This window comes from Candidatus Nomurabacteria bacterium (assembly GCA_020847275.1).
Lineage (GTDB): Bacteria > Patescibacteriota > Minisyncoccia > Phycocordibacterales > JACOZG01 > JADLCI01.
In genome coordinates, this window is sequence record JADLCI010000007.1 from 158,736 (window position 1) to 175,390 (window position 16,655).

19 protein-coding genes are annotated in these 16,655 nt (G+C 46.4%); 15 read left to right on the plus strand and 4 right to left on the minus strand.

All coding sequences use genetic code 11. The annotated features are described in order from the left end of the window. Window positions 1-2: 2 nt before the first annotated feature. From IT398_02190 to yidD, 9 genes are all read left to right on the plus strand, one after another. Window positions 3-800: a hypothetical protein gene (locus IT398_02190; protein MCC6290849.1), complete on the plus strand. Its 798-nt coding sequence runs from the start codon at window positions 3-5 to the stop codon at window positions 798-800. Between the two features lie 2 nt (window positions 801-802). Beyond that, entirely contained in the window at window positions 803-1,909 is a 1,107-nt protein-coding gene (locus IT398_02195; protein ID MCC6290850.1) for a restriction endonuclease subunit S, read from the plus strand. Beyond that, window positions 1,906-3,189 (plus strand): DUF4263 domain-containing protein, encoded by a 1,284-nt coding sequence (locus tag IT398_02200; GenBank protein MCC6290851.1) that lies wholly within the window; start codon window positions 1,906-1,908, stop codon window positions 3,187-3,189. Before IT398_02195 ends, IT398_02200 begins: the two co-directional genes overlap by 4 nt. Window position 3,190: 1 nt before the next feature. After that, complete coding sequence (locus IT398_02205; GenBank protein ID MCC6290852.1) at window positions 3,191-6,097, plus strand: HsdR family type I site-specific deoxyribonuclease; 2,907 nt, start codon at window positions 3,191-3,193, stop codon at window positions 6,095-6,097. 2 nt (window positions 6,098-6,099) lie between these two features. Then, window positions 6,100-6,669 (plus strand): M48 family metallopeptidase, encoded by a 570-nt coding sequence (locus tag IT398_02210; protein ID MCC6290853.1) that lies wholly within the window; start codon window positions 6,100-6,102, stop codon window positions 6,667-6,669. Between the two features lies 1 nt (window position 6,670). Then, on the plus strand, window positions 6,671-7,201 hold the full coding sequence (locus IT398_02215; protein MCC6290854.1) for a hypothetical protein: 531 nt from the start codon (window positions 6,671-6,673) through the stop codon (window positions 7,199-7,201). A gap of 294 nt (window positions 7,202-7,495) precedes the next feature. After that, window positions 7,496-8,419, plus strand: a complete 924-nt coding sequence (locus tag IT398_02220; protein ID MCC6290855.1) for a DUF2939 domain-containing protein — start codon at window positions 7,496-7,498, stop codon at window positions 8,417-8,419. 1 nt (window position 8,420) lies between these two features. Next, complete coding sequence (locus tag IT398_02225) at window positions 8,421-8,912, plus strand: hypothetical protein (protein ID MCC6290856.1); 492 nt, start codon at window positions 8,421-8,423, stop codon at window positions 8,910-8,912. Then, window positions 8,905-9,123, plus strand: a complete 219-nt coding sequence (yidD, locus tag IT398_02230; GenBank protein MCC6290857.1) for a membrane protein insertion efficiency factor YidD — start codon at window positions 8,905-8,907, stop codon at window positions 9,121-9,123. Before IT398_02225 ends, yidD begins: the two co-directional genes overlap by 8 nt. Before the next feature lie 26 nt (window positions 9,124-9,149). On the opposite strand, the gene IT398_02235 is transcribed toward yidD, so the two are convergent. The 4 genes from IT398_02235 to IT398_02250 form a co-directional block, all read right to left on the minus strand. Further along, window positions 9,150-10,622, minus strand: a complete 1,473-nt coding sequence (locus IT398_02235) for a hypothetical protein (GenBank protein MCC6290858.1) — start codon at window positions 10,620-10,622, stop codon at window positions 9,150-9,152. After that, on the minus strand, window positions 10,612-11,004 hold the full coding sequence (locus tag IT398_02240; protein ID MCC6290859.1) for a hypothetical protein: 393 nt from the start codon (window positions 11,002-11,004) through the stop codon (window positions 10,612-10,614). The genes IT398_02235 and IT398_02240 overlap by 11 nt, the downstream gene beginning before the upstream one ends. Further along, window positions 10,991-12,355 (minus strand): DNA modification methylase, encoded by a 1,365-nt coding sequence (locus IT398_02245; GenBank protein MCC6290860.1) that lies wholly within the window; start codon window positions 12,353-12,355, stop codon window positions 10,991-10,993. The genes IT398_02240 and IT398_02245 overlap by 14 nt, the downstream gene beginning before the upstream one ends. 575 nt (window positions 12,356-12,930) lie before the next feature. Next, entirely contained in the window at window positions 12,931-13,239 is a 309-nt protein-coding gene (locus IT398_02250) for a hypothetical protein (protein MCC6290861.1), read from the minus strand. A 133-nt stretch (window positions 13,240-13,372) separates the two neighbouring features. Here IT398_02250 and IT398_02255 point away from each other — a divergent pair, with 133 nt between their 5' ends. From IT398_02255 to IT398_02280, 6 genes are all read left to right on the plus strand, one after another. Beyond that, window positions 13,373-13,705, plus strand: coding sequence for a helix-turn-helix transcriptional regulator (locus IT398_02255; protein ID MCC6290862.1), 333 nt, complete (start codon window positions 13,373-13,375; stop codon window positions 13,703-13,705). Next, a complete protein-coding gene (locus tag IT398_02260; GenBank protein ID MCC6290863.1) occupies window positions 13,705-14,208 on the plus strand; it encodes an ImmA/IrrE family metallo-endopeptidase in 504 nt (167 codons plus the stop codon). Before IT398_02255 ends, IT398_02260 begins: the two co-directional genes overlap by 1 nt. Before the next feature lie 333 nt (window positions 14,209-14,541). After that, window positions 14,542-15,048 carry a hypothetical protein gene (locus IT398_02265; GenBank protein ID MCC6290864.1) on the plus strand — a complete coding sequence of 169 codons (507 nt, stop codon included), beginning with the start codon at window positions 14,542-14,544 and terminating at the stop codon, window positions 15,046-15,048. A 40-nt stretch (window positions 15,049-15,088) separates the two neighbouring features. Next, a complete protein-coding gene (locus IT398_02270; GenBank protein MCC6290865.1) occupies window positions 15,089-15,490 on the plus strand; it encodes a tryptophan-rich sensory protein in 402 nt (133 codons plus the stop codon). A 63-nt stretch (window positions 15,491-15,553) separates the two neighbouring features. Beyond that, entirely contained in the window at window positions 15,554-15,946 is a 393-nt protein-coding gene (locus IT398_02275) for a hypothetical protein (protein ID MCC6290866.1), read from the plus strand. A gap of 148 nt (window positions 15,947-16,094) precedes the next feature. Then, window positions 16,095-16,583, plus strand: coding sequence for a hypothetical protein (locus IT398_02280; GenBank protein MCC6290867.1), 489 nt, complete (start codon window positions 16,095-16,097; stop codon window positions 16,581-16,583). Window positions 16,584-16,655 lie beyond the last annotated feature (72 nt).

A 16,655-nucleotide genomic window follows, 5' to 3' on the forward strand; every position in this document is an offset into this window, starting at 1 on the left:
ACATGGACATACAACAAGAAAAAGAGGAGAAGTTCGTCGACAAACACGATTTTTACTTTGAGGCACCTTTGTATGAAGCTATCGAAGTGAGCAGGTTGGAGGGTGACATATTCAGTGGTGATGTGGATGCGTACAACACCGCAAGTGGTTTTGACACCACTTATGAAATAAAAACGGGTCATATCGGGTATCACGATAACGACTTCCGAGGTTTTTATACAGTTGTCCTAACCTGCAAAAGAAAGGGTGAAGATAAGTTGCGTTTTTTTGTTTACAGAAGTAAAGAGTTAGTTATTAAACTCGGTCAATTTCCGTCTTTGGCAGACATACAGTTCGCTGAAATCGGAAAGAAATACGACAGCGTGTTGCCGAAAGAAGATTTAAAAAATCTCAAGAAAGCTATCGGCCTCGTTGCGCACGGCGCGGGTGCCGGGTCATTCGTATATCTTCGGCGGATTTTCGAGAATCTTATACTCGCAACATTCAAACAGAACATGGCTGCTGTCGGTGTCTCCGAAGCGGACTTCAAGACCAATCGTATGGAAGATAAAGTGGAGGCGCTGAGGACGTTTTTGCCTAGCCAGCTCCTTGAGATGAAATCTATCTACGGAATTCTGAGCAAGGGCGTGCACGAATTGAGCGAAGAAGAGTGCCTCAAGTACTTCTCCCCGTTGAAGCTCTCAATTGAACTCGTCCTCGATCAAAAGATAGAAGAGGCGACAAAGCGCGGACGGGACGCGCTTGTTAAAAAGCAGCTACAGAATATTCATCAAGAGCTTTCTAACGGTGAGACTAAATAAGTATGGCTACTGCGCCCCAAAAAAATATTCCCAACGGTTGGCAACAAGCAAGACTCGGGGATATTTCTGATATCACAAATGGAAAGACCAATACGCAGGATGCTGTTACTCACGGGGAATATCCTCTCTTCGATCGCTCGGTCGCAATAAAGAGGAGTAATAAATATCTTTTTGACGACACCGCCGTCATCCTCCCGGGTGAGGGAGCAGAGTTTGTGCCCCGCTACTACAGTGGCAAGTTCGATCTGCATCAGAGAGTGTATGCTATTTTCCCGAACGAGACGGTTTATCCTCTATTTTTATATCAATATTTGTACGCAAATCGTGCAGTCTTCGCACAAAATGCAGTCGGGAGTACGGTGAAGTCTCTCCGCCTCCCAATTATTCAAGCGGTCGATGTTTTACTGCCCACTCTTCCCGAACAAATGAAGATCGCGGAAATTTTATCCGCGGTCGATGCAGAAATTCAAAAGACAGACGAAATAATCACCTCTACAGAGAAACTCAAGCACGGGCTTATGAAGCAGTTTCTCTCGGCCAATAAAAGTTCTACAAAGAAGAGGTTCTCAGAATTGGCGAGTCTCAGAAAAGAAGCCTTCGATCCGAAGACAGAAGCGTCTGAAAAGTATGTTGGGTTAGAACATATTGATCAAAACTCAGGAGCATTGCTCGGATTTGGTGACTCCATTGAAACGGCAAGCATAAAAACAAGATTTTATGCCGGTGACATTTTGTTTGGGAAGTTGCGCCCCTATCTACGGAAATACTGGAAAGCAAACTTTAGTGGAGTTTGTACTACGGAGATACTCGTCTTCCAGCCTAAAGAAAAGAGAGACGCCGAGTTTATTTTTTACCTTACTCAGTCGGATCAGTTTATAAATCATTCAAACTCGAAATCGTTTGGTACCAAAATGCCTCGAACAGATTGGAATATCGTTTCCGAGTTTGAGTTTTTCGCTCCCTCTCCAATAAAGAGACAGGAAATTGGGACCTTGCTGACTCTTATCGATCAAAGAACCTCAATCAACCGAAAAATGAGAGGACGGTTAGTTCTCCTTAAGAAAGGTCTTATGCACGATCTTTTGAGCGGTAAGAAAAAAACAATATGACCACTGAAACGCTAAAGAATAAGACAAGGACGAAGGAGATATATCATGCGGCTAATACCGACCCCGTTTTCGATGTTAAGTCTCGTGAGGTAATGAGAGGGAAACTTTACGAGATCGTTTTTCCTTTCAATCGCCAGGGTAAGCAGAAGTACTCACTCATCTCGGAAATTCACTTCGATGGGGTGAGCCGTCTCGATCTCAAGGGTATGAGGGGTATGACGCGCGGCTATGGCTTCACGCAGGACACCGTCCCCATTGTATCGACTTTGAACGAAACTTTCCCCGGTGTCACAAAGATAATAATTTCTACTAAAACAACATCGATAAACCTACGGAAGAGCGAGCTCGTGTTGAATGTCGACGACTATAAGACTATTTATTCCACAATCCGTCCTAAAAATCAGAAGCACTCTAAGGATCAGAAGGTTACGATCCATAATATTTTGGCACAAACAGGTGGACTAGGTCTTAAGGCAAAGAAAATTCCTTACGTTGCAGGCACAATTAAGGGAATTTTGAGAGAAGTTTCTTCCTCGGGCGGGAAGTTATCAGATGTCGACTCCGGCGCGCTACTTGATTTTGCGCAGAACAAGATTGAAAACTATGACGTCGACGCCGCTACGCTAATCCATACGAAGGAAAAAATAGACAAGGTCTATTTTGAGAAAGTCATCGCGCGGTTTGAGAAACTGCTTGCCCTCAAAAAAGGGGTCGGCGCAAAGAAGCTGGAACAACGGTGGCACAATTTCTTCAAAGATAACTCTTGGATCTTCTCGTACTTGTTTGCCGCGCCCCATTTTCTTTTCCAGGATGAGTATTATGTTGGTGGGCAAAAAGGCACGGGCAAAGAAGCGCGATATGCCGATTTCATTTATAAAAATAAGCTGACGGGCAGCGCAACCATAATCGAAATTAAAACTCACAGAACGAAAACGCTTCACAACACAGCCTACCGCTCTGCCGGGAAGGTATACCCGATTTCTTCAGATATCACGGGAGCAATAAATCAGGTCCTAGATCAAAAGAATACCCTCCTCAAGAATTACTCGACCGTAGCGCAAGGCGATTTTGAGATCTTTGATCCGCGCTGCGTCATCGTTGTTGGCAACACCAAAGATATTCCGAAGGAGAGGGTAAAGAATTTCGATATGTTCCGATCGAATTTGAGGAATATAGAAATTATTTGCTTTGATGAACTTCTAGAAAAAGCGAAGCTGCTTTTGAGCCATTTCATTAAGCCAAAGGGCTCCAAGAAGAAGAAAAATAAGAAGATAAAGTGATATGAAATTCAACGAACAATACACGGTAGAAAATCACGTCATCAAGTTTCTCAAGGAGAGGCTCGGTTACGAATACATCAAGCCGCAAGAGTTTGCTAAGCTCCGCGAGTTTGAGAATGAGTACATCATTACCCCCCCACTGCTTGAGGCGGTCAAAAGGATCAATGGCATTGACGAAGATGGGGCGCTCTCTGTCGTTCGTGAGGTGAAGAAGATTGATAACAACGAGGCGTTTCTTGAAGCGCTTCGCTATGGCGTAAATCTCAAGGATCCGCAGACCGGCAAAATGCGGGACTATCTCATTGTTGACTTTGATAACCCTTCTAATAACCATTTTGTCGTCACAAACCAGTTCTACTTTGAGGGCAACTCCGAGAATATCCGTCCAGACGTAATGGTGTTTTTGAATGGACTCCCGGTTGTGGACATCGAAGCAAAAAGTCCGACAGCCGCAAGTAGTGTGGATTACTCGAAGGCCGTAGGGCAGATAAAACGCTACGAGCGCAATGCCTTTAAGCTCTTTTGGACTAACTGTTTCAACATTGCGACCGACGGGCTCCAGACGGTGTACGGCGCGACCCATGCTCCTGCGCAGAATTTTCTGCACTGGAAGGACGAGGAACTTGAAAAGGCCGAGGGTGGCGAGCTAGAAATGACGCTGGTGGCTCTGCTTGAGAAGAATCGTCTCTTGGATGTTGTCCAGAACTTTATCGTCTTCGAGAAAGAGAAGGAGCAGACGGTTAAGAAAATAGCCCGCTACCAGCAACTTCGCGCGACGAACAAGATCGTCGAGCGAGTACTTGGTGGAGAAAAAAAGCGTGGGCTCATCTGGCACACTCAAGGGTCAGGCAAATCGCTCACGATGTACTTTACTGCCTGGAAACTGCGCTTCAATAAAGAACTCAAGAACCCTAAGGTGTTTATTCTCGTTGACCGCATCGACCTGGACGACCAGATTTACGAAACATTTATTAATTGTGGCGGGAAGAATGTGATACGCGTCGAGTCACGCGTCGATTTGGAGCAGAAAATCCAGTCTCCCGAGCGCGGGATTTTCATCTCTACGATCCAGAAGTTCTCGGAGCTCGGTGATTCGATAAAGAGTTTTGATGAGAATGTGATTGTGCTCTCAGACGAGGCCCACCGTGATAACGAGGGTATCTCCGCTATTAATTTGCGGAGTGCCATGGGCAGTGCCTTCTTCTTTGGCTTCACCGGAACGCCCATCGACCGCGTCACTCTCAATACACACCGCAATTTCGGGCAGGACGGCGAGCGATATTTGGATTACTACTCTATTCAGCAAGCGATTGACGACGGTGCGACGCTTCCGGTTACCTACGAGGCGCGACTCTCAAAATTCTTCATTGACGAGGAGAAGCTCGATAAGCAGTTTGAAGAGCTGACTCAAGGGCTCTCAGAAAAAGAAAAGGACGCGGTGGCTAAGAAGTACGGCAAGAAGGAAGCAATCGTGAAGCTCGACAGACGCATGGAAGCCGTCGCCCGCGATATCGTTGAGCACTACCGACTCTACGTAGAACCGGCGGGATTTAAGGCACAGATTGTCTGCTACGACCGCGAAGCGGTAGCGAAGTATAAGAAGCTCTTGGATCAGCTGGTACCCAAGGAGTGGTCGGAGGTGGTGTATTCGCCCGGCGATCCAAACACCGACACGGAAGACCTGCGCAAGTACAACACGACCAAGGCAAAGCGAGAGAAGATTATCAACGAGTTCAAGGACCCTGCAAGTCCTCTCAAATTCCTGCTGGTCTGCGACATGCTTCTTACGGGCTTCGATGCTCCGGTTGAACAGATAATGTATCTCGACAAGCCGCTCTGGGATCACAATCTCCTGCAAGCAATCGCTCGCACAAACCGCGTCTACCCAAACAAAGGCGCAGGAAAGGTAATTGATTACTACGGCGTCACCAAGAGTCTCTACAAAGCGCTCGATTTTGACGAGAGTGTGGTCGACTCGGCCATGATCAACATCGATAAGCTCAAGGAAGAGTTTGTTGAAGTGCTTGAGGAGATTATGAATATCTTTACGGGCATCAATATCGAAGACCCGTCGATTGATAACCTGCGTCGCTGTCTCAAGATATTTGCTGAGAATTTGGACAAACAGAAATTTCTGCGTAGCAAGTATGCGCGGCTCAAACTGTTGTTTGAGATACTCTCTCCCGATCCGTTCTTGAAGGAACACGTGCGCGCCTTTGAGTGGCTTACCAGCGTGTATTTGGCTTTCGATAAAGAATATGGGGCAAAGATGTCCGATGCAGAACTTCTCGCTGAATATGGTGAGAAAGTAAAACAGCTCATCCAGCAACGCGTTGACTACGAGGGTATCACTAAGAACTTCCGCGAGCTTAACGTGAACGATCTCTATGTGATGGAACGGCTTAACAAAATGGACGATGAGGAGAAAGCTCTCAATCTTGAGAAAATGCTCAAGCAGGAAATCTCCATCAACGTCGATACCAATCCAGCGTACAAAAAATTCAGCGAACGACTTGCCCTCATCCGCAAGGAGTTTGAACAGCACCAGATTGACCTCTCCGAGCGCATCAAGCGCTATCAGCAACTCCTCGAGGACATAAAGAAAAAAGGAGACGAGGCAAAAGAGCTTGGATACTCGCTCAAGGAGTACGGACTATATGTCATTTCTACCGAATTTATTGAGGGGGACAAGGATGTGATTCGAGAGTTCATTAAGGAGATGACGAAGCGGCTTGAGGATATACTCGACGAAGGATGGCAGGAGTCGTCTAAGCGTGAAGAATTTCTCAAGGAGGTAAAGCGTATCGTGCAGGAACTTGTGCTCAGAGAGTATAAGGACCGCATAAAAGCCGCCGACTTCCAAAAATATCTCAATCGGCTGGTTGATATTGTGATCAAAAAATTCTAGCCATGAAAAGAGAAATCGCTCTTCAAAATAAAAAGGTCACCTACACTCTCCGGAAGAGCAAGCGAGCTCGAAGAATGCGTCTCGCCGTGTATTGTGACGGTACAATAGTTGTTACTACGCCGTTTGATCTCAAAGAGACGGTTGCGGAGAGGTTTATCCGAGAGAAAAGCCAATGGCTTTTCTCAAAGATAGCGTTTTTCGAGCAATTCAAGGGTCTTGCAATTACTCGTTACTCACACGAGGACTATCTTAAAAATAAAGACCGCGCTTATGAGCTTGCGATTGAGCGAGTGCAGTATTTCAACAAAAAGCATAAGTTCATTTTTAACAAGATCAATATAAAGAATCAGAAGACTCGCTGGGGCAGTTGCTCTAAAAAAGGAAACCTAAATTTTAACTATAAAATTGTGCTGCTTCCGCAACGGCTTGCCGACTACATCATCGTTCACGAACTATGCCACCTCAAGGAATTTAATCATTCCAAGAAGTTTTGGAATCTAGTCGAGAAAGTAATTCCTGATTATACAAGGATTAGAGATGATCTGAAGAGAAGTGGCGTCACTTTTTACTAACATGATTCATAAAATCAGAAATTTTATCCAAAGTTTAGAGAAGAGGCAGATTATCGCTTATATCGTCTTTTTGCTACTCGCCACAATCGTGTTCGTTGGAATGACCTTCTTTAAGGAGACGTTTCAAAAGATTGGATACACGTTACTTCTCATTGAACTCATTCTTCTAGTGACCGTTGCTTGGGCATTGGCCGGGCATGCGGTAATGAAATCACTCTTTGTTGTCGGCGCTAGTTTATCGCTGATCATTTTTCTCTCGCAAGCATACTGCGGAGCCCCCAATCTTTCTCAGGCAGGTAACGATGCGCTCAAGACACTTATTGCTTTTGGTTTTATATACATCGCCACAAATTTTCTCCGAGCACTATACAAAGAAGTCACTGATAGGACCAAGGTCCTGAGGCAAGTAAATGGCGGGAAGAGCCCGTGGTTCTTTCTTGTGCCATTTGCGTTGTTTGTCGGCTTGTTTGTATGGCAGATCGTTCAGATCATTATGCCAATTTTACAAAACCTCTGTATTTACCAAATTTGAACCTGTTGGTAACTAACGCTTCGCAATATCTCCTGATTAAGCTAGGATGCTTCACGATAGCCAAATGTGCTATCATGCTCCTGACAATTGAATAAGCAAAAGTAGCCTAAACTCGGCGTTGCCGGGCATGGTGAAAAGTCCTATCAAGCCCAGAAAACCCATCATGGGGTCGCTTGATAGGCCATATCGGGAAACTGATATGAGTGGCCGAAAGGCTGCTACCCGTGGTGGGCTTTCTGTTTTTAAATAAAAACAGAGGTTCATCTCGGCAGATTATTAGTAATTTATAAAACTATGCCGAGAAATAAACTTTTTAGTTTGATTATAGGAATTGGAGTTTTCATTCTAGTTGCTGGCGGAGGATATTATTATTGGTGGGCCGGAACTCCTCAATACTCGCTCATCCAAATCAAAGGAGCTGTTGATAACAAAGACGTTACTACAGCTCTTTCTTATTTCGACACCGACGCTATTTTTGAGAATCTCTGGACAGATATCCAGGCCCAGGTAGCCGAATCAGCAGTTAAAGATTTGAAAGACAATCCTTTCGGGGCTCTCGGTGCCGCCCTGGGACAAAGCATGTTGAATAATATGAAGCCAGCTATGAAGCAGAAATTCTCGGATAGTCTTAAAGAGTCTCTGACAAATCCGTCAACAGCGACTAGCAGTATTGCAACGACAATCCAAGGCAAGAGAACTATTAAGGTAAACGGAGACACTGCTATTGTTACCGTCGAAAATGGTTTAGAGATGAGGATGCTAAAACAAAGTGACCGCCGGTGGAAAATTATTGCTTTGAAAGGATTGCCTAGTATCGATAATCTAATGTCTAAAGACACCGCCCAATCATCTGAACCAAGCAATGATTTAAGCAAGAAAGTTAGTCTGGAAATTACTAAGAAGGGATTCTCTGATGAAAATTATCAAACCAAAAATACGCTTGTCTTACAGCTCAACAATCTTACTGGCAAAGATATTCAGGGTGTGAAGGGGAGCATTGTTATTAAAGATCTTTTTGGAGATGCGATTAAGCACATCGATATTTCCTATGACGGTGGATTAAAACAGGGAGAGAGCAAACTCTATTCTATTGGCGTCGAATACAATCAATTTATGGAAGAAGATATTAAGTTGCGTCAAACTGCATTAGAAAAACTGCAATACGATTGGGAACCAAGCACTATTATCTATGAGGACGGGACAAGAGAAAATTCCTAATATGTCAAAGAATGGCAACGGAAGATCATTCAGCCGAAAATTTGTATCGATAGTTTATTATTTGCCGTCGATCTTTCTCATTATTTTGGGTTTTGTTTTTGCCTCTTCTGGCTCACCTGGATTAGGAACAGTCGTGTTTGTTGTTGGTGTTTTTTCCTGGCCCCCTCTTGCTAGAGGGGTGAGAAATATAAAATTTCCGTCAATGCCGCGACGGCTGACTAACAACGAGAAAAAGGAGCTTCATAGAAATAAAGAAGTCCGCGAAACCAAATGTACCTGTGTGGCTTGTGATAACGTGTGGTTTTACGGAAAATCAGACATTCGATTAGAAAATCAAAAGAAGGCCGGGAATCAACTAAAGGTCATGGCCTGTTGTAGTGGTTGTTGGTTACCCGCGATTGCCCTGCCACATCAACGGGTAATAGATCTTGATAAATGTCCTAAGTGCGGTTCTAAGTCTGTGAAAAAAGAGGAGGTGGTTCATTATGTCTAGCTTTCTTGTCTATTTAATAATCGTCTACCAAAACACCCTGTCTCCGTTTCTTTACCATCGTGGAGTAAGATGTCGGTTTTATCCAAGTTGTTCTGAATATGGTATCTTGGCGATAGAAAAATACGGGTCTGTCCGAGGCACCATCAAAACATTTAGGAGAATCCATTCCTGTCGTCCCAATAATTTTAGTAGTTGCATTGACTTTCCCTAATACTACGAAGGCGCAGAGGACTATCGCTAGCCAATCCACGCCGACCCGCCATTGCTGTCGACAAAATCAAGCCAAGCGTTGAATGACCTTTGATTCTCGCTCGTTTCGATAGACCCCATGACCGCCATCGCAAAAGCGTCCGCAAGATCATCGTGGTGTTCGACCCCGAACCCAGTTAGTTGGGTAATGAGCGCCTCTGCCCCGCGAGCGGGAAATTGAATCATTCCGCTTTGGACGTATTGGGAGGTGAGAGCCAGTCTGGTGCGCTTGTCAGTCGTATTCTTGACTGACTCGACCTCAATCCCTTCTATGTCTAACTGGTCGGCATAAATCTGCTGGAAACCATTGGATTCGACTACCACAGTCGGCGCTACCTCATAGTTAAGGTTTTTTACAACGGCCTTGATTGTCTGAATCGTTTCCGGATAGGTCATCCGGCGATTCACGACATTGGGCAGAACAAAGAGTTTGAGTTCTCCTTTGTGGCTATAAAGAATAAGGGTAACAATGGCTGTATAATCGGCGGTTTCTTTCTGTGAAATGGCAAGATCAACACCGACATAGACTCCAACCACTCGCTCTTTCGCTCCTTTCGGCAGCTCAGCGTAATACTGAATCCATTCGGGGAAAATCACCCGGCTGGAGTCGGAGACGATTCTCAGGAGATATTCCTGTTGCCAAGCGAATTCGTTGGCAACACCCCGCCTGAGGGTGTCGATTTTTTCTGGCGCATCGAATTTCTCCGGCCAGAGACAGCGGCCTTCTTCATCAAGCAGAGGAAACCAGCGATAGACACCTTTTATGTCCCCGGTATCCATCTTCTGCTTCAGGCGCATCATCAGAGAATCTTCATGGAGCAAATTGCCCACTAGAACGACTCGCGTCCCGATATCGCCGAGCGGGATGACCTCGCGAGTGAACCAATCGAAAACCTTGTTTCGCCCCTCAATGGTTTTGGTGGAATTTAAGTCTTCGACATCATCCAGAATCAGCAGATCGGGACGATGTTCATGGTGCCGAATGCCACGGATGCTTTGCTCGGCTGAAGCAATCATGATGCGAGCGCCGGTGTTCTGGAAAACCAAAGACGAAATTGCCCAGTCGCCGCCGCCCGTTTCCTCCCGAAATGGGCCTAAGTCGCTTTTTAACAGCCGGTTATTTTCTAGCTCGAATTTCAGGTTAAGCATCTGTTGGCGAGCCTGAGCCTGAGTGCGGCAGATAATGAGCACGAATTTCTTCTGCTGTTCGCCCAGAATCGACCATAGGGAATACGACAGAGTAATTAGGGTTGATTTGCCCGAGCCTCGGAAGGCGACGATACAGGTCAGATTGTTGGAACGGTCTTCGGTCAGTCGGAAAATATCTTTCTGAAATTCGGCAGTCGGATATTTCACATAGTGGGGCAGATAGATGTGGAAGAACATCAGATGGCTTTGCTTTGCGACCTGTTGTCTGACTAGCCGGTCCCGCGCCAGCGACTCAAAGAGATTAGCTTCCATTTTTTTCTAGGTTAATTCTGGCTAGGGCCAACGCTCGGCGAATCAATTCTTTTTGTGGTGAGGACAGTTCCTCGATTACCTCCAGTTTACCGGCCAATTCGAGGCGCGTGCGGTAGCTGGGATGGTGGTTCTTTAGCCACATATTCACCGCCCGCAGGTCACGATTCTTGATTGCCGCAATCAACTGGCCCTCGGCCATATCGTTCATCAGCAACACGCCATCAGTCATGGCCCGATCGACCTCAGCAGAAAATTCAGGATCATCTTTTTTCCACTGATAGAAGCTGGTCCGTCCGACCCCAGTTTGTTTACAGGCAATCTCCACGATTGGTGTCTTGCGTAATTGTTCAAGCACGGCACTTTTTAGTTTATGCCTTTTCATGGATCAGTTTCGGCTTGAGCCCAGTTAGTTTCGACCAACGGTGCAGAATGACTTCAGCATAGACCGGTGATTTTTCCATTAGGTAACAGCGCCGCTTCATTTTGGCGGCCGCGATTAGAGTGGAGCCACTGCCGCCAAACGGCTCCAAGATAAGATCGTCGCGCCTGGTCAGCACCTTGATATACGGAATGAGAATTTCCAGGGGCTTGGTGCCGAAGATGATTCCTTGTCCGCTAGACTTTTCATCGGCGGCCTTGTAATCAATGAAGTCAGTCGGGCAGATTTTCTTGCCCTTTTCATACCCTTCCCAGTGCGGTTTACCGCTGGTGGCGAACAGAGCGTTCTCATACTCGGTCTGAAGTAGCTCGTCCGCTTCCGGTTCAGGGTTCTTTAACTTCAGGCCCGGGCTGCTACCAACTAGAGCAATATCCTGTTTATTGAAGAATTTGTATTTGGCCGCGAACCCTTGAACGCGGTTCGGCAGATGCCAAGTAATGGTGTTGCGGTATTTCCAGTGCTTCTCCAGCTCGTTCCAGATCGTCCGCAGGTTCTTGGGGTGCTCGAAGACGATAATGGAGAAGTCCGGCTTTTGGACTTTGGCGACGTTGGCCATCCAGCGCTCGGTGAAGTCCGGCGGCAGGATATCGGTTTCCAGATAGCGCCGGTTCTTCTTGGAACCGAAACCGACTGTCGGTTTGCCGTTCCTGGTCTTGCCTCGCAGATAGTCGAGAATATATGGCGGGTCGGTGAAGCACATATCAGCTCGTTCGTTCCCCATCAGCGCTAGCATATCCGCTTCCACCGTGGAGTCACCGCAACGCAATCGGCTACCGCTCAAGTCGTAAATGTCGCCCTTCTTAACGTTGATTTTCTTGATGTCCAGTTTGGCTAGTTCTTTTTCTAGGTCAAACTGTTCCTCGTTGTCGCCGATCCCGAAGATGTCATCCAACTCTTCCGAGTCAAAGCCAATGTCAGCCAGCAGCTTCTCGTCAAATTCGGCCAGGAGCGCTAGATCAAACTCACCGGAATTTTTGTTCAAGCGCAGGTTTAATTCTTTTTCCTTTTCAAGGTCAGGGATATTGACGTAGACTACCGGCACTTCTCTGATATCCATTTGTTTGAGCACTGTGGCCCGGAAGTTGCCACCGACAATGATTCCCTGGCGACTGGGCGCGGAGTTAACCACCAGTGGGTCAACTACGCCGTAACGAGTAATGCTTTCTTTTAGCTGTTCGGTCGCTTCCTTTGACCAGCGGCGAGGGTTGATCTCGGGGTGGCGTAGGGAAGCAAGGGGAACATAGTCAATCTGGAGATTCTCTGACGGAACCTTAGATTTAATTGTTTTATTCATTTTATTAACTTAATTGACTAATAAATGGACGCAAAAACGCCCGGACATAAGCTCGTGCTGTTTTGGCACAAACGTATGTCCGGGCGTTCCGAACGATGCTCTATCTAATTTTCAACCAACGATTCTATTTTACACCCCCGAATCTTTGTTAGCAAGCACCTTGACGCTATCTCTAATCGACAATGATTCCCGAAACTTTAGGTGGGCAAAGCCCCGTCCGCAAACTGGGCATTTGACCCTAATCATGTCGCCGAAATCAACATTGATTTTGACTGGCTTGCCGTTGTGGAATCTCATTATTTGGTAACTGCCGTCTTCCATTTTGCGCGCTAACGGGATACCACAGTTACAAACGAAGAGTCCACCTGGTTTGACAAAGCCGGTTGTTGGGGAAAGTGGCATGGCCGTTTTATTTTTTATCCTTAACCCACTCAACTTTGCCGGGGTGATTCTCGGCGTAGCGCCGCGTGGTGATTTCTCCTGTGTCGACGTGGTGCGGCTTTTCCTTAGTCCAGTTATGATTTTTCTTGCCCATAATTAATGTTTTAATTAGTTATTAATTTTCTTACCTAATCTTACTTACCGACCTTATTATACTTCGGCTGGTACTTTTTTATTTCCTCCGCCTCGTGCCGTTCGGCTTCCGCCACAGTATCACAGCGGTGATAACCAAAGTGGGTAGCGTCCGGCCAGTAGTCATCACGAAGATGATCTAGTAACCGAACCCGTATTCCGCCATCGCTCGTTCCCTTGCCGATGTACAGAATGGTCAGTTTCCCGTCAGTCGTCAACATACCACAGTAATAAACGCCAATCGCACTTGAGTCCCACCCCTCGACCACCTTGGCTGTATAATGGTAGGGATACTTAAATGGGTAAACCATAATTTGCTATACTTAACTAGTAATCACTGATCTGCGGTGACAATCGCTCGACCCCCAGTTGCCATTCCGCTAACCCAAGTATAGCAATATGATAATGCTTGTCAAATCATTACGAAAAGTGTAAGCTATCAGTATGAAAAACGACCAAAATAAGCCATTTTTTATAGGTGGCCGTATTCGGGAGGCGCGAGAGGCTGTGGATATCTCACAACTGGACCTGGCCAAAGCCTTGGGGTACGAGTCTGCCACAGCCATATCACTGATTGAAAGTGGAGCGCGAAACCTTCGAGCGGAGGACTTAGCTAAGGTTGCCGAAGTTCTTCAGAAAGATGTTAAATTCTTTTTGGGTCAGGAGGAGGAAATTTCCACCGTGAGAGTGGCACTTAGAGCAGACAAAGAAATTTCCCCCGAAGACCAAAAGGCCATCCTTCACTTGGTCGAAATGGCGAAGAGAAAAGGACGATAATGACTGAAGACCAACTTGGTCCCCGGCTGACGGAAGCGCGACACTTAGCAAGAAAGATTATCAAAGACGCCGGAATCGATACGGCCCCGGTATCTTTGTGGAGAGTGATCAAGCACTTACAAACTGGTTATGAACTTTATGTCAGTAGAGTATCGGTGGGCACACAGATTGCAGGCATGCTAGTTACGGTCGAACAAGAAGAGCGCGAGTTTTCAACCATCTATTTTAATCAAAACCACCCATGGTGCCGACGGCGATTCACAATCGGACACGAGATCGGTCACCTTTTGATGGGACATGCCACTCAGTGTGTGGACGGTAGTAATGACGCTTCAGAAACCGAACAAGAAGCCAACGCATTTGCCGCTGAGTTACTGATTCCGCTGAAACTAATAAAAGCCGACTACAAAAAAACGCCCAATATCCCAACTCTGGCGCACCAATATCAAACTAGTCAACAAACGATGGGGATCCAACTTATCCAACTTCGTTTGGTTAAGTAAAACTGAACACAGCAAAAGCAACCTTTTTGTGTTCAGTTAGTTCGGTTTTCGAAAGTTAGACCATGACCCGTGTGCCTCAGATTAGTCAGCAAAAAGATGCTAGAATACCCTTACGGGGCCTCAACCTCGGGGCACTTAACCCGAGTGGCCCGCCAAAATTGAAAATCGGATTCCGAAGCAAAAATGCGGTCGGCACGAAGTGCCGACCCCGATTTGTTAAATTAGGTATGAAAAAACTCGAGTTGCCTCGAGTTTGACAGTTGTCTAAACTCATGACCCCCACCTCGTCCGTGGGAATATTTGAGTGCGTACACGCCATGATATAATTTTCCGATGGATATACTTTCTCACGGTCTCTATGGCGGTATCGCATTCGGACGGTCTAGAAGGCGCCAATTTTGGCAATCGTTTTTCTTTGGCGTAATGCCCGATTTATTCTCATTTGGTATCTTTACCGCCGCCACCGTACTCGGACTCGTGTCAGGGCCAGACTGGAGTGCAGGAACACCCGACCCGTCAGCAATCCCTGCATATGTGCACACACTCTACAACATCACCCACAGCCTTGTCATCGCGGGTGTTGTAATAGTTGCAGTACGCCTACTGCGTAGAAAATTTTTCTTTCCACTTTTTGCGTGGCCACTCCATATCCTTGTTGATATACCCACTCACTCCGATGCCTTTTTCCCCACACCCTTTCTTTGGCCATTGTCAGACTTTTACATTAACGGTGTGAGCTGGGGCACGCCATACATACTCCTTCCCAATATCGCACTTCTCGCCGTACTCTATGCCTGGTTTTACTACTCCCGTCGCCGTAAGCAACTTTCAACAATCTGAAGTCTGGTACGGCACGGGCGGATTGATGTAATATAGGAACATGAACTCCGACACCTACAATTGGTACAGCACTCTCATCAAACCCTCTTTCGCCCCGCCGAGTTGGGTCTTTGGTCCAGTGTGGACGGTGTTGTATGCGATTATCGCGGTGACATACGGTACCGTGTTTTACAAAGCCCTCACGGGCAAGTTACCGTGGATGGTGGCTCTGCCTTTTGCCCTCAACCTTATTTTCAATTTCTCCTTTACCTATCTTCAATTCGGACTCAAGAACAACCTGCTTGCCTCCATAGATATCCTACTCGTCTTTGGCACGCTCATCTGGGCTTTGGTTGCCATTTTCCCGTATTTCAAATGGGTCGCCCTCGCCAACATTCCCCACTTTCTTTGGGTCACCTTTGCCACTATATTGCAATTAACCATAACGTACTTAAACGCATAAATTGATTTGATATAATTAAAGCGTAGTCAGAATAGTACTTTATTAATTAAAAATTATTTTTTTATGTTAAATATTAAAAAGGTTGAGTGGGTGTTGCGAATAGCAGTTGCAGGAGAATTTCTTGGTCATGGTATTTTTGCTCTGCAGGGGAAAGAAGGTTGGTTTAAGTATTTTGAACCAATTGGAATAACTGACCCAGCTACCATTGTAAACCTACTTTTACTCGTGGGTATCTTGGATGTTATTGTGGCTGTTCTGGTATTATTCAAGCCAATACGCCTAGTCGTCTTGTGGGCGACTCTTTGGGGATTGGTGACGGCTCTTATTCGCTGGCCAATTGGCCCTGATCCTATGTGGGATTTTGTCGAGAGATTTGCTAATTTTGGTGCCCCGCTAGCCCTCTTACTTATCCTCGGTGTGCCAAAAAATGTTAGGGGTTGGTTCAGGACCCGATAAGCTATTCTCTGCCCAATGAGTTTAATCTTTTCTGACTTCAGATGGTGGGGTCCTGTTGCCCTTGACTTATCACCAGTATCTGTGCTAGCTTCATGTTTGGCGTGAATTAATGCGATTCACAAACAGTTCTTAACAGGAAGGAGCTTTTATGGCTAAGTTCATCGATTGGTTACGCAACGAAGTCGAAGTAATCAAGATGGCGGAGGTCAAGTCGGTCGATGAGGAGGTTGGGGAGGGTGAAGAAGTGATCGGCGTTCTGACCGACCCTTACCTGCAGAAGCTTGCGGTTCTGCGTGGTCGGCTCACCAACCAGATGGTGAAGCTCTCGAAGGAGCATGCTCACAAGCAGATCGAGTCTTTTGGGGCAGAGTTTGAGTCCGGTCACGATAGTGCCACTTGCGAGGATTGCAAGATGAGCCGGGCTCTTGCCACCCTGGGTGACAAGAAGAAAACGGTCGATTTGCTCTTCTGGACCGGCCTTCGGCACGAGCTCTCCGAGGAAGCCCACGTGAAGCTACAGGAGGCGGGCGGTGTAATTGGTCTTCGTAAGGACTGGAAGATTGTGGCCTGTCGCAAGTCTGGTCCCGCGTCCATGGGAGATCTTCTCTCCTCCATCGGCTTGCCGTTCGCGATCTAGCCAATCGATCGGGCAGGCTCCATCAGTACCGGGCGACCAAAACTAGTTTTGGTCGCCCTTTTTTATGTTTAG